The organism is Rhodococcus sp. WY5 (assembly GCF_018588185.1).
Taxonomy (GTDB): Bacteria; Actinomycetota; Actinomycetes; order Mycobacteriales; family Mycobacteriaceae; genus Rhodococcus_F; species Rhodococcus_F qingshengii.
In genome coordinates this window covers 1,472,538-1,499,168 of the sequence record NZ_JAAMPR010000001.1, presented here as the reverse complement: position 1 = coordinate 1,499,168, position 26,631 = coordinate 1,472,538, and the positions used below count along the sequence as shown (strand labels likewise).

Genomic DNA, 26,631 nt, shown 5'->3' with positions numbered 1-26,631 from the left:
TTCCCTATTGACTCGAACGCGTGTTCGAGTATGATTTGGGGAGGGGATCGGGGGATTCAATGAGTGTCTTGTTGTCGGACGTGGTTTCGGGTTCTGCGGTGGGGTTACGTGGACGTCTGTGGCAGTTGTCGGCTGCTGAGTTACGTGCGGCTGCGGTGTCGGCGAGCGCGGAGATTCTTCGTCTCGAGGCTGTGCGGGTGGCAGTGGTCGACGAACTCTCGATGCGCCCGGATGATCAGGTGATCGCCAGCCGCGGGGTCGGTTCGTGGTTGGCGGCCAACACGATGCTGCAGGTTCGGGACGGGAAGAAGATCGCCGCCCTGGGTGCAGCTTTGCGGCCGTTTCCGGCGGTGGCGGCAGGCTTCGATGATGGGGATTGCTCGTTCGATCATGCCGTGTTGATCGTGGCGTTCTGCGAATCACCACCGAAAGGCATGCCGGAGGAAGCACTACCGAAGTGCATCGATCTGTTGTTGGCTGCTGCGTCGGGGGTGGAAGCGACGACCACGAAGGTGCGGAACGTGATCGCGACCTTGGAGCGGTTGTTCGAGTCCGATGAGATTCCACCCGCCGAAGACGTCGACCGGAATGAGCTGCGGATCGCGTCGACATTGAATGGTCGAGTGGTGGTGCGCGGGGATTTCGACGCCCTCACCGGGGAAATGTTGCTGTCGGCGTTGTCGAATCTGACGATGCCGACCCCGGCACCGGATGGAACCCCGGATTCTAGGTCGGCGGCGAAACGCACGGCGGACGGGTTCAGCGAACTGATCCGCCGCTATCTGGACTGTGCCAAGACCGGAACCGATGGTGGCCAGCGCCCGCACGTGAACGTGCACATCAACGCGCGTGATCTCGCTGAGCATCGGGATTGCGCCGCCGCGCCCTCCGATGGTGAAGAGTCTCCGTCTGATCTTGATGTCGGGCACATGCCGTGGCTCGGACCACTGTCGGTGTCGCAGAGCAGGCTTCTCGGCTGCGACTGTTTCCTGTCGACCGTTCTGCTCGACGGTCACGGGGCGCCGCTCGATGCGAAACCAGGGAAGAGGTTGGTCACCGCCGAACAACGGACTGCGTTGATTGCCCGAGACAGAGGCTGTGCGTTCCCGGGTTGCACATGTGTACCGGCGTGGACCGATGCGCACCATATCCGGCACTGGGCCAACGGCGGCCCGACGGTGATGAACAACCTGGTCCTGCTGTGCCGTTCGCACCACCGGTTGATGCACCGGAAATCAGGGTTCGTCGGGAAGTGGGCGATTCGGATCGGTGTCGACAACAAACCGTGGTTCATCCCGCCACCCTCGATCGACCCCGGACAGCAACCCAGGCCGGCGAACACCATCTTCAAAACCTGAGAGGTCAAACCTCTTTGGCGACAACAGAACACGGACCAGCGCCGCATCGAGGAGACCTCGATGCGGCGCCAAAAGACATGCTCAGCCCAAGTCGGCGACAATCCGCTCGGCGAGAGGCCGTGACGACGCCGGATTCTGACCGGTGTAGAGCTTGCGGTCCACCACGACATAAGGCGACCACGCCTCAGCCTTCGAGAATTTGCCGCCCAATTCGCGTAGGCGAGTTTCGAGCAGCCACGGAGCCTTGTCCGCCAGACCAGCCTGCGTCTCCTCTTCGTTGGTGAACGCGGTCAGCTGATAGCCGTCGAACAGCCAGCTTCCATCGGGTCTCTGGGCCGGCAGGAGTGCCGCCGGCGCGTGACAGACCGCCGAGACCACCTTGTCCGCGTCCAAGAAGTTCACGAGAAGCTCACCGAAGGATGCCGACACCGCAAGATCCTCCATCGGTCCATGTCCACCCGGTACGAAGACCACGTCGTAATCGGCAGCATCGGCGTTCTCCAAAATCTCCGGCGAATCGAGCACCGGCTGCAGATCGGCGATGTACTTGCGCATACGGTCGGCGCCTTCTTGCCCACCGTTCACCTCGGGCGCCAGGCTTCCCTCGTCCACAACGGGAGCTTTACCGCCAGGCGTCGCGATCACGATGTCGTAGCCGGCGTCGACGAAAACGCGATGCGCCTCGACCAGTTCTTCCGCCCAGTACCCGGTCGGGTGGGGTGTTCCGTCCTTCAGCGTCCAGTGATCTGCAGAAGTGACCGCAAACAACAGCTTTGTCATCGCGCAACCTTTCGTCGGTAACAGGAACCCATTGGTGACAAGACACCATCTTCAAGGCCCGATCAATGAAATAACGTCCAGTCAGTGCAACACGCTGCCCTTGTGAGAATTCCTCACCACCGCAGAATCACGTCACCCGTCAGGTCCCGATCGGTTTGCCGAACAGGCCTGCGACGAGTTCACCGACCGCATCCACCCAGACTGGCCAGGTCCTCTGATCAAGCGCCATGGATCCAGCGTCGAAGGTGCTGCATCCCTGCCGAGCAGGCACACCAGCGAACCGATCACGAAGCCACAGTAGAGCACTCGGCAAAGCGACGACTTCCATGCTGACATGCTCACTAAAGTGGTCTCTGGTGTAAACGACACTCGCAGAAGGATCTTGGCAATAGGTATCGACAAGTTTGTTCACCGGGCCAACAGGCACCAACCAGTCGGGATTCGACTGATAAATGTACATCGGCACGTCAGGAACCGACTTACCCATGGCAGCTCGGGAGAGCGCAGCTCTCACCGTGGGGTGTTGGACGGGATCTCCCGGGACATCGAGGAAGCCCTTGATGTTGAGGAAGGGCACTGCAGCTGACGTCCAGAGCATGCACAGGTTGTCCTTGGCAGCGAAAAGCGCTCGGCCGGCAGGGTTTATGTGCTGATCGATGAAGCCTGCAAGTTCAGGATCTTCTCGGCTCACTCCGACTACACCGGCAGCGACGATCCCGGCCCCGAGAGCGTTGTTGGCATTGTCGAGCAAAGCGCCGAGATCCGCGGCAACACCACCTTCGGCGACTCCGACGATATTCAGTTCCGGCGCGTACGCCTGCCGTATTTCAGCTGCGTGACCGGTAGGAATCGATCCACCCGAGTAGCCGAGCAGCCCTACGCGAGTTGACCGCCCTTGTAGCTCCATGGGTTCGAAGTTCTCAGCAGCACGGATACCGTCGAGCGTGATCCGGGCCGCGACGGGGCCGGAGGCGAAGGAAGAATTGGGTCCCTGATGATCGGGCACCGACAATGCCCAACCCTGCGCCAGTGCCGCCTGCACTTCGAGGAATTGAGCCCCACCGGTCGCAGCGCCCGTCACCAGCCACGGCAACGCGCCTTGCTGCATGACATACGAAGGTGCGCAGTAGTTTCCGAGTGAATCCTCTGCCATCTGAAAGGACAGCAGCGGGCGCGGGCCTCCATCGCGAGTGTCGCCACGCGGCTTGATCACTGTGGTGACAGCAGGAATCGCCTCGCCCGCAGCATTATTGGATCGATACGAGATCTGCCACGCATCCACGTTGGTCGGAATCAGGTTGAGAGTACCGAGATTCACCGCACGAGCGGCGATGATCTCACCCGGTTGCTTGGATTCGACGACCTCGACAGGCGGTTCATAGAAGGCCTGGTCCAGTTCAGGCAAAGGCGGTGCAACCGCAGGCGGCAGGGCAGGCTGGACCTGAATTTGGGCGGGAACACCTTCGTCCGGTGCCGCTGAGGCAGGTGCCGAAAGTCCGATCTGCCCGATTACTGCAATCACGGCAATTGCGAGGCCCCCGCGTTGTCGGTCAGTTGTCCAGCGTCGTCCCATACCAATTCCTCCCCGGAAAAGCACAGATTGCCTTGTGTTGCCGCAGTTCTCATCACGAGCACACAAGTTAGATGCGAGTGTCTAACACATTGAGGACGAGAGTAGAGCATTGTGGGCCGGATTACAATCCCCTGGTGTTCGTGACCTATTCGTCGGCGTGAAGGGGCGCGTCGTCGATCAACGCATTCAAGAGCACCGTCATCAGATCGACCAGTACCGACACGGGAGGACGAGGCTCCGCAGTGCTCCACTGGTGCACCAGCGCGGTAAGCGCGCCGATGAAGGCGGTGGACGCCCACCGGTAACCACCCGGCGGTTCGTAATCTTCGCCCACGATCCCTTTGATGATCGACTCGAAAAATGTTGCCCAGACCGAACGTTGGTCCACACGATGCTTTTCCACCCGGGGACTGACACCTACGACGTCGATGAAGGCAACGTGTGCGCGTCGTGGGTCACTTCCGACCGACTCGACGAAGGCGGCCATGGCCGTCGCTGCCTTGTCACGGAGATTGACCGAAGGCTCTGCATCGAGTGCGTCGACCATTGCAATTCTGGCGTCGAGTTGGATCTGGTCGTACAGCGCGAGGAGTAGATCCTCGCGACTACCGAACTCGTCGTAGAACTGCCTTCTGGCCAGACTCGCGGACGCGCAGATATCCGCCACCGAACTTCCGGCATACCCCTGGTCTGCAAACACGCTGAGAGCAGCATTCAAAAAGAGGGAACGGCGTTCGGCCTTGCGAGCCGCGACCGACCTTCCGCCGTAATTTCTGTCTGTTTCAGCGATTGCCACGTCTGCCAGAGTATGCGGCATCGCGCCGCACACAAAACGCATCTGACCTGCTGCGAAGTTCCTTCACCACCACTACCGGCGCATCGGCACTGCAGCACGATCAGGCCAATACGAAGGCCACGGCAAAAAGTGTCCAGGCGGCAGCGAGAACCGTTGACGCCGCAGTAACTGCCCCGGTCACGGCAGGTCGAGTGCTGCGGTTGCGCGCGGCGATGATCCCGACCGTCATCAAAGTCAATGCCACCAGGAACGACAAAACCACGATTTTCACCAGCAACCCCTTCGACGACGGTCAACAGAACCGGAGACTATTTAGATAGTACACAAATAAATCGTGCATTAATTAAACTCAAAGTCTGTCAGGGGATTCTTGACAGAATTCAACAGCGCCTGTCAGGCTAGTCCTGACGAAAGGAGAACTTCTCATGGAAGACCTGATCGAACGCGCCCTGACTGCGAAGATCGAGACCGCCGCGATCACCACGGTCAACGCCGCGATCACCGAGGCCGGCACTCAGGCAGACAAGATTGTCGGAACAGATCCTTTACCTGGCAGCCCTGAGTGGGAGGCAGAACAGGACACCGACATCCCGGCGCAGCGTCAGATGGCGTGGCAGTTGGCCTGTTTCCGGATTCAGCTCGCCGCAGGTATCGATTCGACGGCAAGCGTCATGAGCCTGCGTAGATTCGGCGCAACATGGTCAACCATCGGCCGCGCAGCGGGAATGACCCGTCAGTCCGCGCATGAACGGTGGGGTCGACGTGTATCGGACATGCTCGATCCCTACGGAGTCGGGATGCCGCCCATGGTGCCGAATGATGATCCGACTCAGCCCTGACTAACAATCGCGTGACTAACAATCGCGTGACTACCGATCCGGCAGCAGCGCATCGGCTTTCGCGACCAGCACAGCGCGCTCACGCTCGTTCCCGGCCAGCCGAGCCGCTTCGAGGAGTTCGGTTCTAGCCTCCTCGGATCGGCCGAGCTGACTGAGCAACTCCCCCCGAACGCTGGGAAGCAGGTGGTAGTCGGCCAGTTCACCTGAAGCGACAAGCTTGTCGACGAATTCGAGCGCAGGGCCAGGACCGTATGCCATGGATACCGCCGCCGCATGATTGAGGTCGACCACGGGCGATGGCGCCAGTTGCGCCAGAGCCTCGTAGAGGATCACTATCTTCTTCCAATCGGTGTCTTCGAAAGTTGCTGCTCGCGCATGACATTCGGCAATCGCCGCCTGCAGGCCGTACGGGCCTCGTCCACGCCCGACGGCGTCAGCTCGTTCCAGCGCGGCAAGCCCACGCGAGATCTGTAGGCGATCCCACCTCGTCCGATCCTGGTCAGCCAGCAGGATGGGCTCACCGGTCGAGGTTGTCCGAGCGCCGAATCTCGAGGCTGTCAGCTCCATCAAAGCGACAAGGCCGTGTACCTCGGACTCCCTGGGGACCAATTCGGCGAGTATTCGCGCGAGCCGCAGAGCCTCAGCACTGAGCTCCGCCCGCATCCACTCGTCCCCGGAACTGGCTGCATAGCCTTCGTTGAACACCAGGTACAGCACTCCGAGGACGGCGCTCAATCTGCTCGAAAACTCTTCTCGCCCTGGAACTTCGAAAACCGCTTTCGAGGCGGTCAGCGCCTTCTTCGCGCGGACTATCCGCTGCTGCACCGTCGCCGTCGGCGTGAGGAACGCTTTCGCAATCTCTTCCGTGGTCAAACCGCCCACCACTCGAAGCGTCAACGCCACCTGCGCTTTTCGATTCAACACGGGATGGCAGGCGATGAACATCAGGCGAAGGACATCGTCGTCGATGCGGTCCGGATCCCAGCTGACGTCGTCGAAATGTGAAGCGTCGTTCTCGAGTTCACGCGCAAAGTGGGCGTAGCGCTCGTCCAACCTCTCACGTCGTCGCCACCCGTCGATTGCTCGTCGTGCCGCCACAGATGTCGGCCAGGCAGCGGGGTTTCTCGGAACCCCCGTCGCGGGCCACTGCTCGACGGCTTCGAGCAGAGCCTGCGCGGCCAGATCCTCGGCGAGATCAAGATCTCCGACGGTGCGAGTCAACGTGGCGACAATCTTCGCGGATTCGATACGCCAGACCGCGTCGACAGCCTTTCTCGTTTCTTCTCGCACCGCCTCGTCGGTCATGGTTCAGCCTGCGACCGGACGATCGGTACCGAGCTCTTCACGCCAGCCTGCCTCTTTCTGGATGTACTCGTTGTCCTGATCGAAGTCCGACATCTCGCTCACGCGGCGCACCTCGAGCTTGCTTCCCGGCCCGAGCGGGCAGCGCTTCGCCCATTCCAAGGCTTCGTCTTTGGTCGACGTCTGAATGATCCAGAATCCCGAGAACAACTCCTTCGTCTCCCCGTACGGGCCGTCGGAGACCAGCGGAGGATCGGACTCGAAATCGACGATGAATCCCTCCTCCATCGCCAGTCCCTCACCGGCCAGCAAGACACCTGCCTTGATCAGGGACTCGTTGTACTGCCCCATCGCGGCGATGATCTCGTCGAAGTCCATGTCTTTGGATGCTTCGATGGCCTCATCGGTGGAACGCATGATCAGCATGTACTTCATGAGAATCTCCTTCGTTCGTGGACCGCTCTGTTCGATCCCTCTGCTTACACGTCGAACGGCGCACTCACCGATCGACAAACTTCCGCAACAATTTTTCCGAGTACATAACCGCCGGTCGCGATACGCTGCCCACGGTATCGGCGGACGGGCCGTCGGGCCGGTCAGAAGTCGAGAAATCCCGGTACAACTTCGCGAACGAGCCCGGTCGCGTCAGAGCTCCCGTAGAAATACACCGACCCGTAACCGAATAGGTACTCCTCTACGAAATCGGGGTGGGACTCGGCAACCACCGGCCACCCCTCTTCGTTGATCTGGAACAGGAAGCTGTGTCCATCCGCCTCAACGGCATCGGCGTAGGACGGTTCGTTCTGAATGAGCACCGGTTGCGGAGCTATCAACACCAACGGCATCACCTCGTCGTCCGATGGAATCCTGATCAACGCCGCGCTGCCAAGGCCCGCATGGCTGCCCGCCGATTCCGCACTTCGTGACGACGGCAAGTGCAGGACTGCCCTAACCCCGATGTCCGGGTATTCGAGGTCGTCGTCGCCGATGGAGAAACCTCGACGGATGAAGATCGAAAGCTCTCGCACGCCGAGCCACGGCGCCGTGTGTGCCTCGAGCGTCAGAAGGTACTCGTGCGACCGCAGAATCGCCTGACCAGCGAAAACCTGCGGAGGTCGTCCACCAATCCGTGCCCCACTATTCGAATCGCTCGAACCCACCCCGAGATGTACCCTGTCCACCGGCGTCATCCTAGGGAGATCCGACGGGTGTCGGAGGGAGACTCTCCGATTTCCTACAAGCCGCTGGTGACGTAGGACACAATCAGGCTCGATGATGGGTGCATGACAACATTCCCGACTCTCGACCCCGAACTCGCCGCGGCACTCACCATGCTCCCGAAGGTGGACTTCGCTGACCTCCCCAACGCACGGGCCACCTACGACGCTCTGGTCGGCACCATGTTGGCCGACCTGTCATTCGACGGAGTCTCGCTTCGTGAACTGTCGGCACCCGGCCTGGACGGCGATCCGGAGGTCACGATTCGTTTCTTCACCCCGGACAACACTGCCGGCCCTGTCCCCGTTCTGCTCTGGATCCATGGCGGCGGATTCGCAATCGGCACCGCAGAATCCAGCGATCCATTTTGCGTCGAGGTGGCGCGGGAACTCGGATTCGCCGTTGCGAACGTGGAGTACCGCCTCGCCCCCGAAACCCCCTTCCCCGGCCCCGTCGACGACTGCTACGCCGCACTCCTCTACATCCACGCCCATGCCGAGGAGCTGGGGGTCGATCCACGCCGCATCGCAGTGGGAGGGCAGAGCGCAGGCGGTGGACTGGCCGCAGGCACTGTCCTCAAAGCCCGTGACGAGGGCGTTGTGCCCGTGGCCTTCCAATTCCTCGAAATCCCTGAACTCGACGACCGCCTGGCGACGGTCTCGATGACGAACTTCGTCGACACCCCCTTGTGGCACCGCCCTAACGCCATCCTGTCGTGGAAGTACTATCTCGGCGAGTCGTATTCCGGTCCCGAAGATCCTGACGTGTCCATTTACGCTGCGCCGTCCCGGGCTACCGACCTCACCGGCCTGCCGCCGACCTACCTGTCCACCATGGAACTCGACCCGCTCCGCGACGAAGGAATCGAATACGCCCTTCGGCTGCTGCAAGCGGGAGTCAGCGTCGAATTGCACTCCTTCCCCGGAACCTTTCACGGGTCGGCACTGGTCGCGACCGCCGCGGTCAGCGAAAGAGGTGCCGCCGAAGCCCTCACTGCGCTCAGGAGAGGGTTGCGTTCGCTCTCGCCGGTCTCGTAGCGTTGCGAGATGCAGGGACTGATGTACCGGCTTGCCGAGCTCGATGCAGACTCGGCAGGCCTGGTACGTGTCATCGATTACTTCGACGCCCTCGTGCGGCACGGCTCCGACACCGCGTCTTTGCTTCGTGCGAGCGCGCAGTTGGCGGACTGCGTCGTGGGTATCGAGATCGTCGAGCGCGGCAGAAGCAAGAAGAATTTGCGCCGTTGCGATCCGCGCGGCCGCTGGTCACCCGATCCTCAGCTCCCACCGAGCATGACCAGAAACATTGCCGTAGACGACGAGGTTCTCGGAACGGTATGGATCGAACGACCCGGGGCCAGCTTGCCACTCGACGAAATGCTCGTCGACCGGATGGCCCTGACCGCAGCGATAATTCTGCAACCGCGACGCCTGCCTACCGAAGCCGAGCACACTCGAAATCTGTTGTTCCCGATGGATGAACTCGCGGTGCTCACCTCCTGCGCCGGTCTCGGTATCGAACCCCATACCCCAGTCCGTGTAATGGCAACCAAGGCAGTCTCAGGCACGGCCGAAGGTACTGCACACCTTGTCATTTCGCCAGATTACAAACCTGGCAAAGCCACTGGGATAGACGCTGACGGCGAGTATCTGAATCTCGTGACGGGTTCGTTCGCGGCGACACCCGAGCTGTCCGAGGCCGCGCTGTCGTCATTCATTCGCGCCGGAATATCTTTGACTGCTCCCGCTTCCGAAGTGAGCACAATACTGAGCACTGCACGATTCGCTCGCGCACAGGCGTCGGCAACAACACCGATCGTGAACGCCGACGATCTCGGCGCCCTCAACCTCCTGGCGCCGGGACCACACATCGATCACTCGCGAATACCGGATCTGGTTCGTGCCGAAGAGATCGGCGACACCAAACAGGGGTTAGAACTACTCGAAACCTTGAGGTCATACCTGCAGTCCGGAACCTTGAGGGCCGCAGCAGATTCCATGCATCTTCACCACAGCAGCGTCGCGCACCGATTGGCGAAACTGTCCCAGCACGTCGGATTCCACGTCGATTCCATCGAGAACCGAGCACGCGCAACGGCCATGATGCTGGTCCTCGATGGCGGATAGGACCCACCGCGCATCACAGGTACTACGCAGTGGTTGAAGATCTTTCGCGTTCAGCGAGCGCAACAAACGGCGCAAGCGCCGGATTCGGATTATCCGGCCGGTAGGTCACTGCCACGTCGAGAGTTGGTTGCTCACCGGCGATCTCACATAGATGGACACCCGGGATGCGGAGCATCCGCGCTCTGCCCTGGGGGATCGGCGCAATACCCACCCCGTCCGAGACGGCATGCAGCACCTGCTCGTCGTCGGCCTCGAATCGAACGATGCTGGGCGCCCCGTTTGGCCAAAGTTGTTCGAGCGTACGCAAATACATCCCCGGGGCGTTGGCCTCCGGCCAGAACACAACGGGGACATCCACCAGATCTCCGAGTTCGAGCGTCGCTCGATCTCCGAACGGATGATCCACGGGAACAGCGACCAGGATAGGTTCGGTGTCGAGGACGATCAGGGGAAGTTCTCGATCGTCTTCATCGAGCGGCGGGCGAACAACCGCGATGTCGACGGCTCCGGTTCGGACGAGGTCGACAGTCTGCGCCGAAGTGCCACGATGAACGACAACTTCGACGCCCGGGTAGAGCCTTCGATAGGTGCTGACCAGATCCGCGACTGCGCCGCCCGCCCACGAACGGGTGTACGCGATGCGCAGTTCTCCGTCCACACCGCGCGCGGCCAACCGAATTCGTTCGACAGCCCGGTCCGCACACCCGATCAAAAAGCGCGCCTCTCGTACCGCCACCTTGCCGGCTTCCGTGAAGGTGAACTGCGGACCCCGACGATCCACCAGCGGAACTCCGAGTTCGCGCTCGAGAACCTTGATCTGTTGACTGAGGGCCGATTGCGCGACGTGGACGTTCGCAGCGGCTCGAGTGAAGCTCCCATGATCCGACAGAGCGATCAGATAACGGGCACGCTGCAGGTTCATACGGCGATTATAAGAAAAACAGATGGTGGTGTCACTACTTGGTCTTGGACACGGCATCACCTGAGGTCGGAGGATCGAGTTCACGTTGATCCACCGTCTGTCTCCCGAAAATTGTCACCCGAACGATCACAAGGTTGCACATGAACCCCCGAGCACTCACTGAACCTGCAACAGACGCGAGGCTTCTCGACGCCCTCGCAGAGATCGTCGGCCACACGCATGTCCTTACCGATCCCGAACTGATCGAGGGCTACACACGTGACTGGACGGGACGTTGGATCGGCGACGCGATCGCGGTCATCCGCCCCGGCAACACTTCCGAAGTGTCTGCGGTTCTTCGAGCATGCTTCGACGCGGGGGTTCCCGTCACACCGCAAGGCGGCAACACCGGACTGGTCGGTGGTGGGATCGCCTCGGCTGGGTCCGTGGTGCTGAGTACCAGACGTCTGGAGACGATCGAAGCCGTCGACCCCATCGGTCGGACAATCGCAGCCGGCGCCGGCGTGACCGTTGCTCGCGCCGACCTGGCGGCATCGGCACACGGTCTCCGCTTCGGAATCGATTTGGCATCAAAGGAATCCGCGACACTCGGCGGCATAGTCGCAACCAACGCCGGTGGGACGCGCATGGTCCGATACGGAAATACACGCGCACAGATACTCGGTATCGAAGCCGTGCTCGCGGACGGTTCGGTACTGAGTAGATGGACTCCACTCGTCAAAGACAATGTCGGATACGATATTCCAGGACTTCTTGCCGGCAGCGAGGGAACGCTCGCAGTCATCACCAAGGTCCTGATGAAGCTGGTCACCCCGGCGACCGACACCCAGGTCGTGCTCGCGGGTGTACGCGACGTCGATCAAGCGCTACTTTTGTGTAATCGCGTGCGTCAGAGCGGATTGACCGTCGAAGCCGCCGAGATCATGACCGACGACGGCATCTCCCTCGTCTGCGCACACACCGATGCCCGTCGCCCGTTCGGCACCCCTTCACCGATGTACACACTCATCGAGGTGTCATCACCGCGCGAAACGGAAGAGTCGCTCCTCGAAGTACTCTCCGACTCTGCCGACCTCATCGAGGACGCGACGGTCGAGCCTGGGCCGGCTCGAAAACTGTGGACTCTGCGGGAAAGCCATACCGAAAGCATCAGCGCGTCGTCGACGACGCCGGTAGTCAAGCTCGACATCTCCGTCCCCTTGTCCGTGATGGGAATGTTCATCGACAACCTCCGAGAAAGCCTGGCACAACGATTCCCCCTCGTGCGGCCAATCCTGTTCGGGCACTTCGCCGACGGAAACATTCATGTGAACCTTCTGGATGCCGAGCCGAGGGTCGCACACGAACTGACCGATATGGTGTTCCGACTCGTCGCCGCCCACCATGGAAGCATCAGCGCCGAGCACGGGATAGGCCGCGCGAAGTCGCCGTGGATATCGCTGGGGCGCACTGAAACCGACATCGCCGCAATGCAGTTGATCAAATCGTCCTGGGATCCCCGTGGAATCCTCAATCCTGGAATACTGTTGCCGGAAAAAGTCGGGTAAGCAAAAGGGGTCTCATGCAGGATCTTTACGTCGTCACTCATCCTCATGCCGAACACACAGCGCAGGACGTAGTCGGCGGTTGGCACAATTCGGTTCTCACCCCCGCTGGTCGGCGCGATGCAGGTTTGATCGCCGAAGCACTGAAACGACGACGCACCGGAACTTCGCGCGCGGTCCGCATCACCTCGTCCGACCTCGAACGGTGCACCGAGACATCCACGATCATCGCCCGGACACTCGATGCTCCGGCGACAACAGACACTCGATTGCGCGAAATCAGCTTCGGCGAAGCCGAAGGACGCCCGAACTCGTGGCTGGCCCAGCGGCAGGTCCCGGCCCCTGACAACAACCGCCTCGATCACCGTGGCCCCGTTGCCGGTGCCGAGACCCGCCGCGACATCGCAGCAAGGGTTCACGAATGCATGCGCGAACTGATGGACGATCTCGATCACGATCACATCGTCGTAACCCACGGCTTTGCACACACATTCGTCGTCTCCGCCTGGCTACAGATTCCCGTCGACGCCGCAGGATTTGCGACCTTCGCGACCACCCCGGGCGCAATCACACATCTCCGACACGACGACTACTGGCGCAACCGAACCCTCGCGCAACTAGCTGATACGACGCACCTGGACTGTGGCACGATGGCCTGATGCGCCATGTCTCCGACGACGAACGCCGTGCTCGCATAGGAGTACGTCATGCGCTGGAGCCAATGTTCCACGTCGATTCGCCGGAAGCTGCCACGCGGGCGATGACGGTACTGCACGCCACCGAGTCAGCGACGGTCTATCTGTCTTGCTGGGCGAGGGTTCGGTCCGTGGACGCCGCCGACGTCGACCGCGCCCTGTACGACCAACGCAGTCTCGTGAAGCAATTGGCAATGCGCCGCACACTCTTCACCTTTCCCCGCGACTTGCTGCCGGCCGCGTGGTCGAGTGCGTCCGCCCGCGTCGCGAACACCGAGCGGGCACGAATGGCCAAGGATGTCGTCAAAGCCGGACTCGCCGTCGACGGCAACGACTGGCTCGATCGCGCACGGACGGAAGTGCTGAAGTTGCTCACCGATAGGCCTGAAGGGCTTTCAGCGGTAGAGATTCGTCAGGCCGTGCCGATGATAGACGTCAAGGTCGAGGGTTCGGCAGGTGAAATCTGGTCGGCACCCAGGGTTCTCACGCATCTCGGGGCGACCGCAGACATCATGCGCGGCACCAACACCGCCCGCTTCCCCGTCTCACGCCCACTGTGGACTCTCACTCGACACTGGCTCGACGACGCCCCCGTCGATCTCGAATCTGCAGACGGCTATCGAGAAATAGTCCGCCGTTGGCTCTACACCTTCGGACCGGGCACGGAAGACGACATCGTCTGGTGGCTGGGCTCGACGAAGACGGTCGTCCGGGCCGCCCTCGCCGAACTCGACGCCGTTGCAGTCTCACTCGACGGAGGCGACACCGGCTGGTTGCTACCGGATGACGTCGCCACGGTGCCTGATCCAGGTCCTTGGGTGGCACTCCTACCGGTGCTCGACCCGACAATCATGGGGTGGAAGAACCGTGACTTCTACCTCGGCCCGCACCGCAACCAACTCTTCGACACCCGCGGTAATGCCGGCACCACCGCTTGGGTCGACGGTCGCGTCGTAGGGTGCTGGATCCAAGACGAAACCGGTGTGGTGCACGTCCGATTGCTCGAGACCGTGTCAGCGTCTGCGCGACGTTCTCTCGATGCCGAGGCGGCGCGCCTCACCGAGTGGCTGGGCGGCGTCAGAATCGGCACGGGGTACGTCTCACAGGCGATGAGGCACGACGTTCCCGAACCTCCCGCCGGCACTAGTTCCCGGTGATAGCGTCAGATACCGATTGCCAGATCGTCGATGTCTGCGAGCGTGCCGCCGTTTTCGAGGATGCTCGTGTAGTTCCGAAGTCGGTTCTGATCTATCTCGGTAGTGCTGACCCCTCGCTTCCAGTACCCGAAGACAACTACATCGTCCTTCGCCAGGCCGACTGTCTTGCGGAAATGCGCTCGAATGGCTCGCATCTCGTCCCGTTCCCCGGCACCCCACACCGCGTAGTCTCCTGGGTTTTCGAGTTCGACGGCGTACTCGGCGAGGCCATCTTCGACATGGTGCAGCTCGAGGCCGGGGATCACGGGTAGTTCCGCGAAAGCCTCGGCGTCACCGGTGGCGACCCAGCCGACGCCGGTCAGTCCCTCGGGCCACTGAAGCAGAATCGAATAGAGGGCAGGTATCGCGGTGTCGTCGGCGAACAGTGCGACGCGGCGCCCGGCGATCTCGGGAACGAGGAAGTGCGGGCGAGGACCGGTGAGTGAGAACGTGTCACCCACACGCAGGTCGGCGGCCCACCTCATCATCGGGCTGGTGTGGCCGTGCAGCACTACGTCGAAGGTCATCGAACCGCTCGACGCATCGAAGGTGCGCACCGTGTAGACACGAGAGACGTCGCCGTACTGCGGACCGAGCTGGATGCGAAATGCGACGTTGGGCCGCAACCAATTCGGGTCGTCCGCCGACGAAGTCAACTGGACGGCGATGCGCAAGATGCTCTCGGTCGGCCGTTCGACGCGTTCGACGACGGCAACCACGTCGTTGAGACCGCGGTCGTGGTCTTCTCCGCGTGGCGCCTTTGCCGACGCAGACGTTTCAGTTTCTTCAGGTCGAGATGCGGTAGTCATTGATATCTCCTGATCGGTGGTTCAGTTGTGGACGGGTAGCTGACTGACAGGTCTTCGATCACGCGGAACAACAAGTGGCCGTCCGGTTTCCGGGTCTTCGAGAACCAGCGCCTCGAGGTCGAAGACTTCGTGCAGTAGCTCAGGGGTGAAGACGTCCGAGGCACTGCCCTGCATGACAATTTTTCCGGACCGCATGGCAACTACGTGCGTGGCATATCTGGCCGCGAGGTTCAGGTCGTGCAGGACCGCGACCAATGTTCGACCGGACTGGTGGAGTTGGGAACAGAGGTCGAGAACCTCGATCTGGTGGGCGATGTCGAGAAAGGTGGTCGGTTCGTCGAGCAACAACACCGGGGTGCGCTGCGCAAGCGTCATGGCGATCCATACCCGCTGACGTTGTCCCCCACTCAGCTCGTCCACCAATTGGTCTGCTGCATATCGCATTCCGACTTCATTCAGGGACTCGGAGACAACATGCTCGTCTTCGGGTGACCACTGGCGCAGCATGCTCTGATACGGATATCGGCCGCGGGATACGAGGTCTGCGACACTGATCGCTCCAGGCGAGAGCGGGGACTGTGGCAACAGGGCGATTCGCCGGGCGACTTCTTTGGTTCGATAGGACCGAATATCGTTACCGTCGAGCACAACACGACCCGATCGAGGTGTCAGCATTCTGCCGAGCGCACGCAACAATGTCGACTTGCCGCACCCGTTCGGTCCGACGACGACGGTGAACCCTCCATCGGGGATCTCGAGACTCAACTCGTCCACGATGGTTCGATCGGCGTACCGTAGTTCGATCTTCTCGGCGCGCAGCCGCGATGTTGGGGTGGCAGTAGTCATGAATCTCTTTCGTAGCGAGTTTTTTTCAGGCCTGACGAGCGAGCAGCCAGATCAGATAGGCACCACCGAGCAGACTGGTGACAAGACCGACCGGAGTGCGGAGACCGACCTCGACCGCTTGCGCGATCAAGTCGGCGCCCGCCAGCAGAACTGCGCCGAGGAGGAAGGAAGTCGCGACAAGAACACCGCTGCGCCGTGCCAACCGTCGTGCGATCTGGGGAGCGGCGAGCGCCACAAATGCGATGGGGCCGGTGGCCGCGGTCGCCGCGCCGGTGAGCGCGACCGCAAGCAGAATGCCGGCAAATCGGTATCGCTCCACGGAGATCCCGAGCGAGGACGCTGCGTCGTCGCCCATCTCCATCATGGTGACGCGCCGGGACACCACGACGAGAGCAGGAACGAGAACACCGACGGCGATCGCAACACTGACCGCGTGTGGCCAACCGCGCCCGGTCAGCGAGCCGGCCGTCCACTGCTGCACAACGGTGGCGTCGTCGATATCCGCACGCACCACCAGGAACGACATCACGGCGCTCAGCATCGCGCCCACACCGATACCGACCAGGACAAGTCGAAGACCGCCGCTGACTCCGTCTTTGCGTGCCAGCGCATACACCAGAAGCGCCGTCAGCATGCCGCCGAGAACAGCGGCGCCCGCGGTCTGCAGTACCCCGCCTCCGAAGAAGACGATCTGAACCACGGCTGCAGTCGCAGCGCCGGTGGTGAAACCGATGATGTCCGGCGATCCGAGAACATTGCGCGAAAGCGTCTGGAAAACCGCGCCGGCCACACCGAGGCTTCCGCCCACGCCGATCGCCGTGATCAGCCGCGGCAGCCTGCGATTCTGGACGGACCGAACCGCCGCTGGGGCGCCTTCGCCGTGCAGGGCACGCCATACTTCGCCCAAGGACAGATCCAGGGTTCCATACATCAGCGTGGCAAACGAGAGCGCCGCCAATGCCGCACTGATCGTCACGGCTACGAACAGCACTCGCGGAACTATCCGCCACGAGTACGGCCCGATTCGAACCACGCAACCGCGGAACAGCGGTGGAACCGGCTGCGCTGCAATCGCGTTCACAGCGACGCCACCCGACGCGAGCGAACGAGCGCAACAAACAAGGGTCCACCGAGCACCGCCACGGCGATCCCCGTCTGCAGATCTCCCGGCGCGGTGGCAACGCGACCGAGAACGTCGGCCAAGAGCAGAAATGCCGGGGCGACAACGAGCACGCACGGCAGAAGAAATCGCAGATCCGGTCCGACGACGCTGCGCACGATGTGCGGCGCAGCCAGGCCCACGAATCCGAGCGGTCCAGCCGCCGCAGTGGCGGCCCCTGCCAGCAGGATGACTGCGACAGCGGATCCGACCCGTGCGGGTCCGGTGCTGGCACCGAGCCCTTTGGCGACATCCTCGCCGAGCGCGATTGCGTTGAGTGGACGAATCAGCAACAACGACAACATGATACCGACGATGACGAAGGGCAGAACAGTGACGATCACGTCTCCGCCGCGGCCTTGCAACGAACCCACTGCCCAAAATCGGAACTGATTGAATGCGGCCTCGTTACTGATGAGAACCATGCTGGTGAGAGCCGTGATCGCCGTCGCAACAGCGGCACCGGCAAGCGCCATGCGCGCTGGGGTCGCGGCGCTGCGATGCGCCGACCCCAACATGTACACACCTACCGAGGCAACGGCCGCGCCGGCAAGCGCGAACCACAGATAGCCGCCGACCGAAGTCACCCCCAGATAGGCAATCGCAATCACGACTGCTGCTGATGCTCCGGCGTTCACACCGAGTAGTCCCGGATCGGCCAGAGGGTTGCGGGTGATCGACTGCATCAGCGCGCCGGCCAGTCCGAGCGCGGCCCCGACCACAAGCCCGAGAATTGTTCGAGGCAAACGTGATTCGATCACAATCAGGTGCTCGTTGTTACCGGCGTCGTAGGAAAGAACTGCATCGAGGACAGTGGAGACGGGGATGTTGCGTGAGCCGATGACGAGTCCGCCGACGGATGCCAGCACGATTACAACGATGGAGACGAGGACCAACAACCCCGCACGCGCGGCCGTCCCGGACCGCGGTGGCGCTTCGGTCCGGGACTGCGCAGAAACGCCCACGCGGTCATCCACCGAACGTGGACACCAGCGACTCGACCGTCTGCTTTGCACTGAAGTAATCGAGACGGAAAGCTGCCGTTCCCATCGCGTATACCCGATCACCCTTGACCGCAGGTTGATTCGCAAGGAGCGGGTCGGCCGCGAGTTGCTTCTCCACGTCCTTGGGCCCCATCGAGACGGCAAACAGCGTCTGCGCCCCGTCTAGTGCGGCAGACATGTTTTCGGAGCTGACGATCGCGACGCCGGAGGCACCCCGCTTGTCCGGAGCGACAAACTGCTCAGCGGGCTCGGCATAGGTGAAGCCGAGCGAGGCCAGCAGATTGCCCTGCGGGCTGTCGGCTCGGAACGTCCAGACACCGTCGGCACGCATGTAGACCAGTGCCGTCACCGGCTGCTCGGGAAGTTTGATCTTCGCGGCTTGGGTGGTGACCCAGCTGTCGTATTCGTCGACGGTTTTGGCGGCCTCGCTCTCGAGTCCGGTGACAGTCCCGAGCTGATCAGCGAGCTCCTCCCAGGAGCTGGCGCCGTAGTCGAGAAGAACAGTGGGTGCGATGTCGCTCAGCTGCGAGTAGGCATCGAGCGTCGAGTCGCCGCCGTTGGCGGAGCCGATGATCAGATCGGGCTCGAAGGTCTCGATCGCGTCGAGGTCCAGCTCGAGATTTCGGTAGAGCACCGCGACGCCACGATCAGCCGCCACGCCCGACCACTGGGAGAAAAACCCCTGGTCATCGGTCATTCCCGACGGCGTTGTCGCCGCACTCGCGACCACCGGCGCTCCGATCGCAAGCAGCGTGCCGGTCAACGACGGCGAGGTGGACACGATCCGAGTCGGCTTTGCAGTGATCTCGGTACTACGGCCGCCGTGATCGACGGTGCGCGGCCAGCCCTCGGTGGCCCCGGAGGTTTCCTGGGTGCCCTCGGTTCCGGTGTCACTACCTGACGAATTCGAGCAACCGGCAAGAGCGAGGGCGACGACCGCGGCGAGTACTGCCGCCGTCGGGCGTAGAGATCTGCGCATGAGTATGTGGCTTTCTGAAGATACGAGAGTGCGCCGCTGCGAACGCAGTCGGCAGAGGTAAAGTTAGCCATACTTAAGTCGCATAGGTTGTCCAGGAGCGCCAACGTGTTACCACTATCGGGAAGGTCGGACGCAATCGACTTGGGGTCGATCCGCGCCTGCCGCACCGAGCCAAGCATCGGCCGCTCACCGCTGTTGTTCTGGGTTCTCGCAGGTAGTGGACGCGTCAGGACCGGATCGACCGTCTACGAGGTGCCGGCGGGCGAGTTGCTGTGGATCCCTGCGGGCGTGCGATATTCGATGGAGACGGACTCGGATTCCGTCGCGTTTCCCATCCTGCTTCCGCCCTCGAACGGCGTCAGCGCCGGGCCGGCTACCGTGACGCGTCTGCGCGTTCCGCCCGGATGGGAAGACAGACTGATCCACGAGTTCGTTCACAACCTGGGCTATCTGCGCGGCGACGCTGCACACCCGTCGTCCTTGTTCGAAATGATTACCCGGGCCGACGACGGGGCCACCTCGCTGCCGCAATTGCCGCAATCACGGGAAGCGTTCGAGATCGCGCACGCCCTGTTGCGAACACCTGGCACCGACGACACCGAGGCACAATTCGCGAAGCGTGCCGGGATCAGCATTCGAACGCTCCAGCGGTACTTCGTGGAAGAAACCGGCCTCACCTTCACGCGCTGGCGGCTTCGAGCTCGGATCGCCGCGTCGTTGGAGTACCTGAAGCAGGACCGCGAGATCGGTTGGATTGCAAACGAAGTCGGCTTCGAAACGGGCAGCGGATTCACGCGTGCGTTCCGGTCCCAGATGGGAGAGAGCCCGAGCGACTATCGCCGCCGGGCCCTCTCCGGTCCAACCGATCGCAGCGTGGACACCGACAACGATCAAGCATTGGTCCGCATGCTCGCAGAGACCAGGCAGCCCGGGGAAACAGCGCCGCCGATACCGGCCAATGCGACGTGGCCGCGCGTCAACGGCGCCCACGTCGCCGTGTGGGTCTACCGAGGCCAAGCCCGGGTGGACGTCGCGGACCGCAGTTGGGAACTGCGCACCGGAGAGGCCATGATTCTTCCTGCAGGCGTCCTCAATACCGTCACGGTTCCGACTGGTTCACTGCTTCTGCCGCTCGGCTTCCGTTCCTCGAACGGGTCGACCGTATCTGCCGACGCCCTCGAGACCGTGCAGTTCTCCCCCGCTGACGAGTTGGCATTGCTGCACACTTTCGTCGCCGCATACACGCCCTTGCGCCCGCACGGCCACGACAGTTCCGCAGCATTCGACATCATCGCCACCGGCCCTCTTGCACAACCGGTTTCGAACCCCTCGCCCGCCGATTCGATTGCCACACGACTGGCAGCGACGATCGCAGCCCGGCCGGCCGACCCTCGCACTCTGGACGAGTGGGCGCAAGAGTTCGGTACTGACGCGGCCAGGCTGCGCCGGGAGTTCCGTATCGAAACCGGCACCACGTATCCGCAGTGGCGATCGCTTTCACGGATGACCCAGGCACGCACCCAACTCCAACTCGGGGTTGCACCCGGCACGGTGTCGAGGAACCTGGGTTACGCGCACCTGCCCGCATTCAGCCGAGCGTTTCGCACTGCGCACGGGATCTCGCCGCAGCGCTTCCAAGCCCAGTCCGTCGAACGCGCCCTCTGGTTACGTTCTGTGCCGCGCGCCGCGGAGCCGAGCGCTCGGGTTCTTCACACCCACTGAACGAGTTGCCACACGATTCCGTTGGCGTCGACGAACTGGCAGTAACGCTCACCCCACGGTTCCGTCTCCGGTTCGGTGACGACGGAGGCACCTTCAGCAGCGATGCGGGCGAACTCGGCGTCGACATCGTCGACCACGAATGCAATGAGCAAGCCTTGACCGGCCGGACCTGCGACGAAGTCGGGCTTGAACGTCCCGAGCCCGGTGCGCAGGAAGACCACGTTGACCCCGGCATCCGGATGATTCAGGGAAACGAAGCCGTCATCGGCCATGGCCTCGGTGAAACCGAAATGGGTTGTCGCGAAGTCTGCCGATGCGTCGGTGTCGGCGACGTTCAAGGACAGAGCAGTGCTGGTGATTTTCATCGTGGGCCTCCCATGATCGATAAACCTTATGCAGTGCATACGGTATGCACCGTATAAGGTATACCACCGTTGAGGTATTCCCGATTTCTGGAGACGACTGATGGCCCGCGAACTGATCGACCTGCTCTGGCGCGATCACCCCCTCGCGCCGAAGGGTGGCACCCGCGGCCCGCGAGCGAAGGTCACCACCTCACAGGCGGTCGACGTCGCGATCTCCGTCGCGAATACCGACGGCCTCGACGCCGTGACGGTCCGCCGATTGGCCGCCGAACTCGGAATCTCGGGCATGGCGGTGTACACCCACGTCGGATCCCGCGACGATCTGCTGGTGCTCATGGTCGACGCAGTACACGGACACAGCCCACTCCTGCCGTACGGGAACATGACCTGGCGCCAACGTGTGCGTCGGGTCGCCGAGGAAGAACTTGCCCTCTATACGGAGCATTGGTGGCTCCTGGACATCTCCGATCAGCGCTCCGCGTTGGGTCCGGGAACTATCGCGAAGTACGACCACGAACTTCACGCCTTCGACGGCACGGGACTGACCGACGTCGACCGGGACTCCGCCCTGACATTTGTCGCCGACTTCGCCCGGTCCTCGGCGCAAGCGCGGCGCCCTGACCCCCGAGCAGCCGACATGGCCGAGGTGTGGTCGTCCTGGAACCAGCGTCTGGCTGCTTATCTCGGCGACGACTTCCCGCTGGCGCAGCGAGTCGGAGGGGCGGCCGGCGAGGCCAAGAACTCCCCGTACAGTCCCGAGGCGGCGTGGGAGTTCGGGCTGGACCGGGTACTGGACGCCCTGGACGGCCTCATTCACATCGAATGACATTCCTGCAATTCGTGGGAGACAATGTGTCCGTGCAGCGTTTCGGTTGGTCTCGACGGTCCGACGGCGACCCTTCGGTGTTCGAACCGCGAGAGCTGTTGCACGCCTACGAGAATCGATCGACTCGAGAGGTACGAGATTCCGGCGAGCTTCTCATCGAGATTCCGCTGAGCGACGCGAGCATCGTCGAGATCACCGTTCTTGATGCCTCTGCGGGCTGGATCGACTCCCGCGTGCGAGGACTCTGCAGTTCCCTGGACAAGATCGACCGCCGGGCTCAACGCGTACTTCGAGGGGGATTCAGCATCGGCTGGATCGAACTCGAATCGGAGCGCCACGGCGTCATCGACTACTGGGAAAACGGGGTCAACAACGAATACCCCATCTCCATCGTGTGGAATGGAAACTCCTGGGAAGAAGCGGCAACCACCTAGCCTCGAAATCAGCGGAATACATCCGCGAAGACGGGGTAGACGAGTACATACCAGCGGCACATCGACTCAACTCCAGGCGTGGTGGACAATGTTTCTCAGCGACCAGTCAATTCGTCACCACACCCGCCGTTTCGGAGCAGCTCTGTCGCCTTCACACAAGTGGCCTCCGCCCACCGAAACACAGCGCATCGCACGCTGGAGTGAGCGGTCTGAGATGCTCGGCGCGCTGTCGGTACTCCTGTTCTGGGCTTTCGGCTTCGGCATCCTGCTGAGCGTCGGCGCGATCACAACAGGAATCTTCGCGCTCCGACGTCACCCGAAGAAGTCTGGCGGGCATCTGCTCTCGAATGCCCGCCAGCTGCCATGGGATGCAATAGTCGGCCTCTTCACCGGATTCATCGGTCTGGCACTGAGCGGCTGGTTCTTCGTCGTGGTCCTACCCAACATGTAGCCCTCTGCTAGCCGAGTCCGTTCGCGGAGGTGGCCAGCGCTCGGAGTTCACGTCGGAGGATCTTGCCGGTAGTGGTGAGCGGCAAGCTGTCGATGAACGTGATCTCCCTCGGGTACTGGTAGAAAGCAAGGCGACTTTTCACGTGGGTCTGCAACTCCTGACGGAGCTCCTCCGAGGAGTTCGACCCCTCGGACAGTACGACAAAAGCGTGAACCGCTTCGCCGCGCAACGGATCCGGAACACCGATGACACCTGCCATGGCTACCTCGTCGTGCGAGAGCAGGCACTCTTCGATCTCTCCGGGGCCGATTCGGTACCCCGCGGACGAAATGACGTCATCGGCACGTCCCTGGTACCAGAAGTTCCCGGCGTCATCAGTCCGCCCCAGATCACCGGTGTGAATCCAACCGTCGTACACCTTTTCATCGGTCTTCGACGGCTGGTTCCAATAGCCGAGGAACTGTCCGGGGTTGCCTGCCTTCACACAGATCTCGCCTACCTCACCAATCTCGACCGGCTCGCCGAGCGGATCGAGTAGGGCGATTTCGAAGCCCGGAAAGGCCCGACCCATCGAACCGCTGGCGGGGTTCCATTTCGAACGCGAAGTCCCGATGGTCAGATTCATTTCCGTCTGCCCGTAGAACTCGTTGACATCTACACCGAGCGTGCTCACAACCCAGGCTTGCAGGGCGTCACCGAGTGCCTCACCACCGGTTCCCAATGCCCGCAGCTGAATACCACGCGCAGCAGTCTTGTCGACGCCGATGCTTCGCATCTGCTTGAGGGCAGTGGGCGGAATGAAGGCGCCCGTCACCTTGTGACGGCTCAGAATCTCGACCGCACGCGAAGGCGTGAATTTGTCGGGCGTCGCAACTACGGGGCACCCCAACGCAAGTGCGGGGAACAGTACGTCGAACAAACCACCGATCCAGGCCCAGTCTGCCGGCGTCCAGAAGACGTCTCCCAGCTGCGGAGCATTGTCGAACGCCGTCCGCATACCGGGCATGTGCGCCAGGAGAATTCGGTGCCCGTGGAGCGCGCCTTTCGGATTCCCGGTCGTCCCTGAGGTGTAGATGATGATGGCATGTGAATCGGGGCCCGTGGCTACCAGTTCACTACATTCTGCGGCATCGTCGACGAGGCTGTGGAAATCGAGGATTTGCACGGGCGTCGAATCGGAGAGCTGATCGAGCCTTCCGACCACGATTACGGCTTCGAGGCCAGGGATGTCACCGATTCCGTCGGCAACTCTTTCATAGCAGTCCTTCTCGACCACAAGAACTTTCGCACCGGAGTCACGCATTCGATGCACCAATGCGTCGGACCCGAACTTGACCGAGAGCGGAACGGTAACTATTCCGGATCGGAAGGCGCCCAGATGTGTCGCCAGAACCTCGATTCCCTGTGGGACCATCACACCGACGCGGTCGCCTGAGACGAGGCCGAGATCTGCGAGCACGGTCGCGAACTTTCGGCTCATCGTGGCGACTTCACCGAATGTGTACCGCGCCCAGTGCCCACCGGTGTCTACGACGAGGGCCAGATCATCGGGATTCTGTTCATCGACACATGCGTGCGCAATGTTGAATTGCTCTGGCACAGCCCATTCGAAGTGTTCTGCTTCGAGGTCCTGCCACCATGACATATGCCGCCGAGAACTCACCGAGCACCCACTTCGATTTCGAGGGAATGGGTCTCGCCTACCAGGAATGAGAATTCGCCGGAGAAGACAAGGTCTCCGTCTTGGTTGACGAGTGAGCCTTTCGACGTCACGATCGCGGTCTCACCGTCCGAGCGAGGGCGCACCGACAGCACTTCCGACACCGCATGCACCGAGTCGCCGAGGTAAGTCGGCCGGTGGAATCTGACCTGATCGAGCCCGTAGAAGCACTGCAGGTAACGGGGGTCCAACTCCACCAGGCCGAGCAAGGTGGACAACATGAGAGCACCATGGGCGATCTGGCGACCGAAGCGCGTCTGCTGCGCGTAGTCGGGGTCGAGGTGAAGAGGATGGCGGTCCCAGGTGAGGTCGGCGAAATTTCGCACATAGTCTTCGGTGACGACCCGCGGGTCCGTCACCGCAATGTCTCCGACAGAGATCTCTTCGAAACTCTTTGTGATCATTGAAGTTTCCTCTATTAGTTGACAACCGTGGAGCGTTGATCGACCGGCGGCAGATACGCCCCGTTGTCATCGATGTACATGTCGCGACTTCCTTCGTCGAGGTCGGTGTCACGGACGAAGTAGACGCTGATCAGCGAAATAACAGACAGGGCAGCGATATACACAGCGACCGCAAGCGATCCACCGGTTGCGCGAACCAACATGGCGGCAACCATCGGCGCGATTGCACCACCCAAGAGCACCCCGATCTGAAAAGCGATGGACGCTGCGCTGTACCGCACCCGTGCGTCGAACAGTTCCGCGATGAACGTCGCCTGCGGCCCGTACGAGATGCTGAGCATGAATGCGCCGACTGCCAATGCGCCGGTGGTGATCCAGAAGTTGCCGGTATCTATCGCGGCGAATGCAACGAAGACCCACACTCCCATGCCGGTGATGCCGACCATCAATATCCGGCGTCGGCCGAATTTTTCGGACAGTTGACCGAAGATCGGAATGAAGATGACTGCAACGAGCGCGGACACCATGACCGCTCCGAGCATGAGGTTTCCGGACAGCAGATCGAACTGATCGGCGTAGGTCAGGCTGTAGGTGTTGAGGATGTAGAAGTAAGCGCCCGTGCTGATCATCGAACCTGCGGCAAGAATGATTTGACGAGGGTAGTTCTTGAACGCGTCGACCATCGGAATCTTGACCGCAGTGTTCTGCTGCTTCACGCGAGCGAATGCGGGAGTCTCTTCCAACGCGGTGCGAATGTAAAGCCCGACGGCGACCAACGCGATACTCAGCAGGAAGGGAATTCTCCACCCCCACACCAGGAATTGGTCCCCGGTGAGCGCCTTGGTGCCGAACATGACGGCCGTTGCCAGCAGAAGGCCAGCAGGCACACCGACCTGCGGCATACTGCCGTAGAAACCGCGGCGGTTCTTGGGTGCGTATTCCACAGCAGTCAGAACTGCACCGCCCCACTCACCCCCGACGCCGAAGCCCTGAATCAGTCTCAGCAATACGAGAAGAATCGGGGCCCACACACCGATCTGGGCGGAGGTCGGAAGGACGCCGACCAGGAACGTCGCTGCTCCCATCAAGAGAAGTGCGAGCACCAAGACCTTCTTGCGTCCGATGCGGTCGCCGAAGTGGCCCATCACAACACCGCCGAGTGGCCGCGCCAGGAAGCCGACAGCGAAGGTGGCGAAGGAAAGAATTGTCGCCAGCGCGGGGTCTGCGCCCGAAAAGAACAGCGGCGCAAAGACCAACGCGGCGGAGGCGCCGTAGATCTGAAAGTCGTACCACTCGATCGTGGTGCCGACCAGAACCGATCCGGCCACACGCCGCAGGGCAGGCCTGTCGACAGTTGCGGGAGATGGGGGATTCGCGTCGTTCATGTCATTGCTCCTTGTATGGAGTGCCCTGTTAGCTCTCGCACCGAGAGGGAGGCTCGACAAGGAGACTATGCAGTGACCCAGGGCACAGTCAAGCGTATTTCAATCGATCGATTGATTAGTTGAGATGCAATTTGCCAGTACACAAACAGCTATCAATCGACTGATTGACAGCCGGTCG

28 protein-coding genes are annotated in these 26,631 nt (G+C 61.8%); 11 read left to right on the top strand and 17 right to left on the bottom strand.

What is annotated here, in order from left to right; all coding sequences use genetic code 11:
• The first annotated feature begins 59 nt into the window (after positions 1–59).
• The gene (locus tag G4D79_RS06860) at positions 60–1,358 is read left to right on the top strand and encodes an HNH endonuclease signature motif containing protein (RefSeq protein WP_099697209.1); all 1,299 of its coding nucleotides are present in this window, start codon (positions 60–62) and stop codon (positions 1,356–1,358) included.
• An 81-nt stretch (positions 1,359–1,439) separates the two neighbouring features.
• On the opposite strand, the gene G4D79_RS06855 is transcribed toward G4D79_RS06860, so the two are convergent.
• From G4D79_RS06855 to G4D79_RS06840, 4 genes are all read right to left on the bottom strand, one after another.
• Entirely contained in the window at positions 1,440–2,138 is a 699-nt protein-coding gene (locus tag G4D79_RS06855; RefSeq protein ID WP_047272333.1) for a type 1 glutamine amidotransferase domain-containing protein, read from the bottom strand.
• A 139-nt stretch (positions 2,139–2,277) separates the two neighbouring features.
• On the bottom strand, positions 2,278–3,711 hold the full coding sequence (locus tag G4D79_RS06850) for a lipase family protein (RefSeq protein WP_099697210.1): 1,434 nt from the start codon (positions 3,709–3,711) through the stop codon (positions 2,278–2,280).
• A 145-nt stretch (positions 3,712–3,856) separates the two neighbouring features.
• Positions 3,857–4,549: a TetR/AcrR family transcriptional regulator gene (locus tag G4D79_RS06845; protein WP_007735740.1), complete on the bottom strand. Its 693-nt coding sequence runs from the start codon at positions 4,547–4,549 to the stop codon at positions 3,857–3,859.
• Positions 4,550–4,607: 58 nt separating this feature from the next.
• Positions 4,608–4,778 (bottom strand): hypothetical protein, encoded by a 171-nt coding sequence (locus G4D79_RS06840; protein WP_007735738.1) that lies wholly within the window; start codon positions 4,776–4,778, stop codon positions 4,608–4,610.
• 154 nt (positions 4,779–4,932) lie between these two features.
• Here G4D79_RS06840 and G4D79_RS06835 point away from each other — a divergent pair, with 154 nt between their 5' ends.
• Entirely contained in the window at positions 4,933–5,346 is a 414-nt protein-coding gene (locus G4D79_RS06835; protein ID WP_003942828.1) for a hypothetical protein, read from the top strand.
• 30 nt (positions 5,347–5,376) lie between these two features.
• Here the strand turns inward: G4D79_RS06835 and G4D79_RS06830 are convergent, their stop codons facing one another.
• The 3 genes from G4D79_RS06830 to G4D79_RS06820 form a co-directional block, all read right to left on the bottom strand.
• Complete coding sequence (locus G4D79_RS06830) at positions 5,377–6,651, bottom strand: RNA polymerase sigma factor (protein WP_099697211.1); 1,275 nt, start codon at positions 6,649–6,651, stop codon at positions 5,377–5,379.
• A gap of 3 nt (positions 6,652–6,654) precedes the next feature.
• Positions 6,655–7,083 carry a YciI family protein gene (locus G4D79_RS06825; protein WP_007735729.1) on the bottom strand — a complete coding sequence of 143 codons (429 nt, stop codon included), beginning with the start codon at positions 7,081–7,083 and terminating at the stop codon, positions 6,655–6,657.
• Between the two features lie 161 nt (positions 7,084–7,244).
• Positions 7,245–7,838 carry a hypothetical protein gene (locus G4D79_RS06820; RefSeq protein WP_030537406.1) on the bottom strand — a complete coding sequence of 198 codons (594 nt, stop codon included), beginning with the start codon at positions 7,836–7,838 and terminating at the stop codon, positions 7,245–7,247.
• A gap of 93 nt (positions 7,839–7,931) precedes the next feature.
• Here G4D79_RS06820 and G4D79_RS06815 point away from each other — a divergent pair, with 93 nt between their 5' ends.
• The gene (locus tag G4D79_RS06815) at positions 7,932–8,903 is read left to right on the top strand and encodes an alpha/beta hydrolase (protein ID WP_007735725.1); all 972 of its coding nucleotides are present in this window, start codon (positions 7,932–7,934) and stop codon (positions 8,901–8,903) included.
• 9 nt (positions 8,904–8,912) lie between these two features.
• On the top strand, positions 8,913–9,992 hold the full coding sequence (locus G4D79_RS06810) for a helix-turn-helix domain-containing protein (RefSeq protein WP_235867762.1): 1,080 nt from the start codon (positions 8,913–8,915) through the stop codon (positions 9,990–9,992).
• Between the two features lie 22 nt (positions 9,993–10,014).
• Here the strand turns inward: G4D79_RS06810 and G4D79_RS06805 are convergent, their stop codons facing one another.
• The gene (locus tag G4D79_RS06805) at positions 10,015–10,914 is read right to left on the bottom strand and encodes a LysR family transcriptional regulator (protein WP_003943243.1); all 900 of its coding nucleotides are present in this window, start codon (positions 10,912–10,914) and stop codon (positions 10,015–10,017) included.
• A 140-nt stretch (positions 10,915–11,054) separates the two neighbouring features.
• Between G4D79_RS06805 and G4D79_RS06800 the strand changes: the two genes are divergently transcribed.
• Genes G4D79_RS06800 through G4D79_RS06790 form a run of 3 tightly spaced genes read left to right on the top strand, consistent with a single transcriptional unit; the run spans position 11,055 to position 14,310 of the window.
• Positions 11,055–12,461: an FAD-binding oxidoreductase gene (locus tag G4D79_RS06800; RefSeq protein ID WP_099697212.1), complete on the top strand. Its 1,407-nt coding sequence runs from the start codon at positions 11,055–11,057 to the stop codon at positions 12,459–12,461.
• Between the two features lie 14 nt (positions 12,462–12,475).
• Positions 12,476–13,117: a histidine phosphatase family protein gene (locus G4D79_RS06795; protein ID WP_099697213.1), complete on the top strand. Its 642-nt coding sequence runs from the start codon at positions 12,476–12,478 to the stop codon at positions 13,115–13,117.
• Positions 13,117–14,310 (top strand): winged helix DNA-binding domain-containing protein, encoded by a 1,194-nt coding sequence (locus G4D79_RS06790; protein ID WP_099697214.1) that lies wholly within the window; start codon positions 13,117–13,119, stop codon positions 14,308–14,310. Before G4D79_RS06795 ends, G4D79_RS06790 begins: the two co-directional genes overlap by 1 nt.
• Before the next feature lie 5 nt (positions 14,311–14,315).
• Here G4D79_RS06790 and G4D79_RS06785 read toward each other — a convergent pair whose 3' ends face one another.
• Genes G4D79_RS06785 through fepB form a run of 5 tightly spaced genes read right to left on the bottom strand, consistent with a single transcriptional unit; the run spans position 14,316 to position 19,146 of the window.
• Positions 14,316–15,158 (bottom strand): siderophore-interacting protein, encoded by an 843-nt coding sequence (locus G4D79_RS06785; RefSeq protein WP_099697215.1) that lies wholly within the window; start codon positions 15,156–15,158, stop codon positions 14,316–14,318.
• A 21-nt stretch (positions 15,159–15,179) separates the two neighbouring features.
• Entirely contained in the window at positions 15,180–16,004 is an 825-nt protein-coding gene (locus G4D79_RS06780; protein ID WP_099697216.1) for an ABC transporter ATP-binding protein, read from the bottom strand.
• A gap of 25 nt (positions 16,005–16,029) precedes the next feature.
• On the bottom strand, positions 16,030–17,085 hold the full coding sequence (locus G4D79_RS06775) for an iron chelate uptake ABC transporter family permease subunit (RefSeq protein ID WP_081377510.1): 1,056 nt from the start codon (positions 17,083–17,085) through the stop codon (positions 16,030–16,032).
• Entirely contained in the window at positions 17,082–18,140 is a 1,059-nt protein-coding gene (locus G4D79_RS06770; RefSeq protein WP_099697217.1) for an iron ABC transporter permease, read from the bottom strand. The genes G4D79_RS06775 and G4D79_RS06770 overlap by 4 nt, the downstream gene beginning before the upstream one ends.
• Positions 18,133–19,146: a Fe2+-enterobactin ABC transporter substrate-binding protein gene (gene fepB, locus G4D79_RS06765; protein ID WP_099697218.1), complete on the bottom strand. Its 1,014-nt coding sequence runs from the start codon at positions 19,144–19,146 to the stop codon at positions 18,133–18,135. Before fepB ends, G4D79_RS06770 begins: the two co-directional genes overlap by 8 nt.
• 105 nt (positions 19,147–19,251) lie before the next feature.
• Here fepB and G4D79_RS06760 point away from each other — a divergent pair, with 105 nt between their 5' ends.
• On the top strand, positions 19,252–20,868 hold the full coding sequence (locus G4D79_RS06760) for an AraC family transcriptional regulator (RefSeq protein WP_099697219.1): 1,617 nt from the start codon (positions 19,252–19,254) through the stop codon (positions 20,866–20,868).
• Here G4D79_RS06760 and G4D79_RS06755 read toward each other — a convergent pair.
• A complete protein-coding gene (locus G4D79_RS06755; RefSeq protein WP_099697220.1) occupies positions 20,856–21,233 on the bottom strand; it encodes a glyoxalase/bleomycin resistance/extradiol dioxygenase family protein in 378 nt (125 codons plus the stop codon). The two genes, G4D79_RS06760 and G4D79_RS06755, sit on opposite strands and share 13 nt — an antisense overlap.
• 100 nt (positions 21,234–21,333) lie before the next feature.
• Here G4D79_RS06755 and G4D79_RS06750 point away from each other — a divergent pair, with 100 nt between their 5' ends.
• The 3 genes from G4D79_RS06750 (at position 21,334) to G4D79_RS06740 (ending at position 22,944) form a co-directional block, all read left to right on the top strand.
• The gene (locus tag G4D79_RS06750) at positions 21,334–22,059 is read left to right on the top strand and encodes a TetR/AcrR family transcriptional regulator (RefSeq protein WP_099697221.1); all 726 of its coding nucleotides are present in this window, start codon (positions 21,334–21,336) and stop codon (positions 22,057–22,059) included.
• Positions 22,056–22,493: a hypothetical protein gene (locus tag G4D79_RS06745; RefSeq protein WP_007735701.1), complete on the top strand. Its 438-nt coding sequence runs from the start codon at positions 22,056–22,058 to the stop codon at positions 22,491–22,493. Before G4D79_RS06750 ends, G4D79_RS06745 begins: the two co-directional genes overlap by 4 nt.
• An 88-nt stretch (positions 22,494–22,581) precedes the next feature.
• A complete protein-coding gene (locus tag G4D79_RS06740) occupies positions 22,582–22,944 on the top strand; it encodes a hypothetical protein (protein ID WP_235867764.1) in 363 nt (120 codons plus the stop codon).
• A 7-nt stretch (positions 22,945–22,951) separates the two neighbouring features.
• Here the strand turns inward: G4D79_RS06740 and G4D79_RS06735 are convergent, their stop codons facing one another.
• Genes G4D79_RS06735 through G4D79_RS06725 form a run of 3 tightly spaced genes read right to left on the bottom strand, consistent with a single transcriptional unit; the run spans position 22,952 to position 26,453 of the window.
• Complete coding sequence (locus tag G4D79_RS06735) at positions 22,952–24,589, bottom strand: AMP-binding protein (protein WP_099697222.1); 1,638 nt, start codon at positions 24,587–24,589, stop codon at positions 22,952–22,954.
• Between the two features lie 14 nt (positions 24,590–24,603).
• Positions 24,604–25,068 (bottom strand): MaoC/PaaZ C-terminal domain-containing protein, encoded by a 465-nt coding sequence (locus G4D79_RS06730; RefSeq protein ID WP_083056207.1) that lies wholly within the window; start codon positions 25,066–25,068, stop codon positions 24,604–24,606.
• Between the two features lie 14 nt (positions 25,069–25,082).
• Complete coding sequence (locus G4D79_RS06725; RefSeq protein ID WP_007735697.1) at positions 25,083–26,453, bottom strand: MFS transporter; 1,371 nt, start codon at positions 26,451–26,453, stop codon at positions 25,083–25,085.
• Positions 26,454–26,631 lie beyond the last annotated feature (178 nt).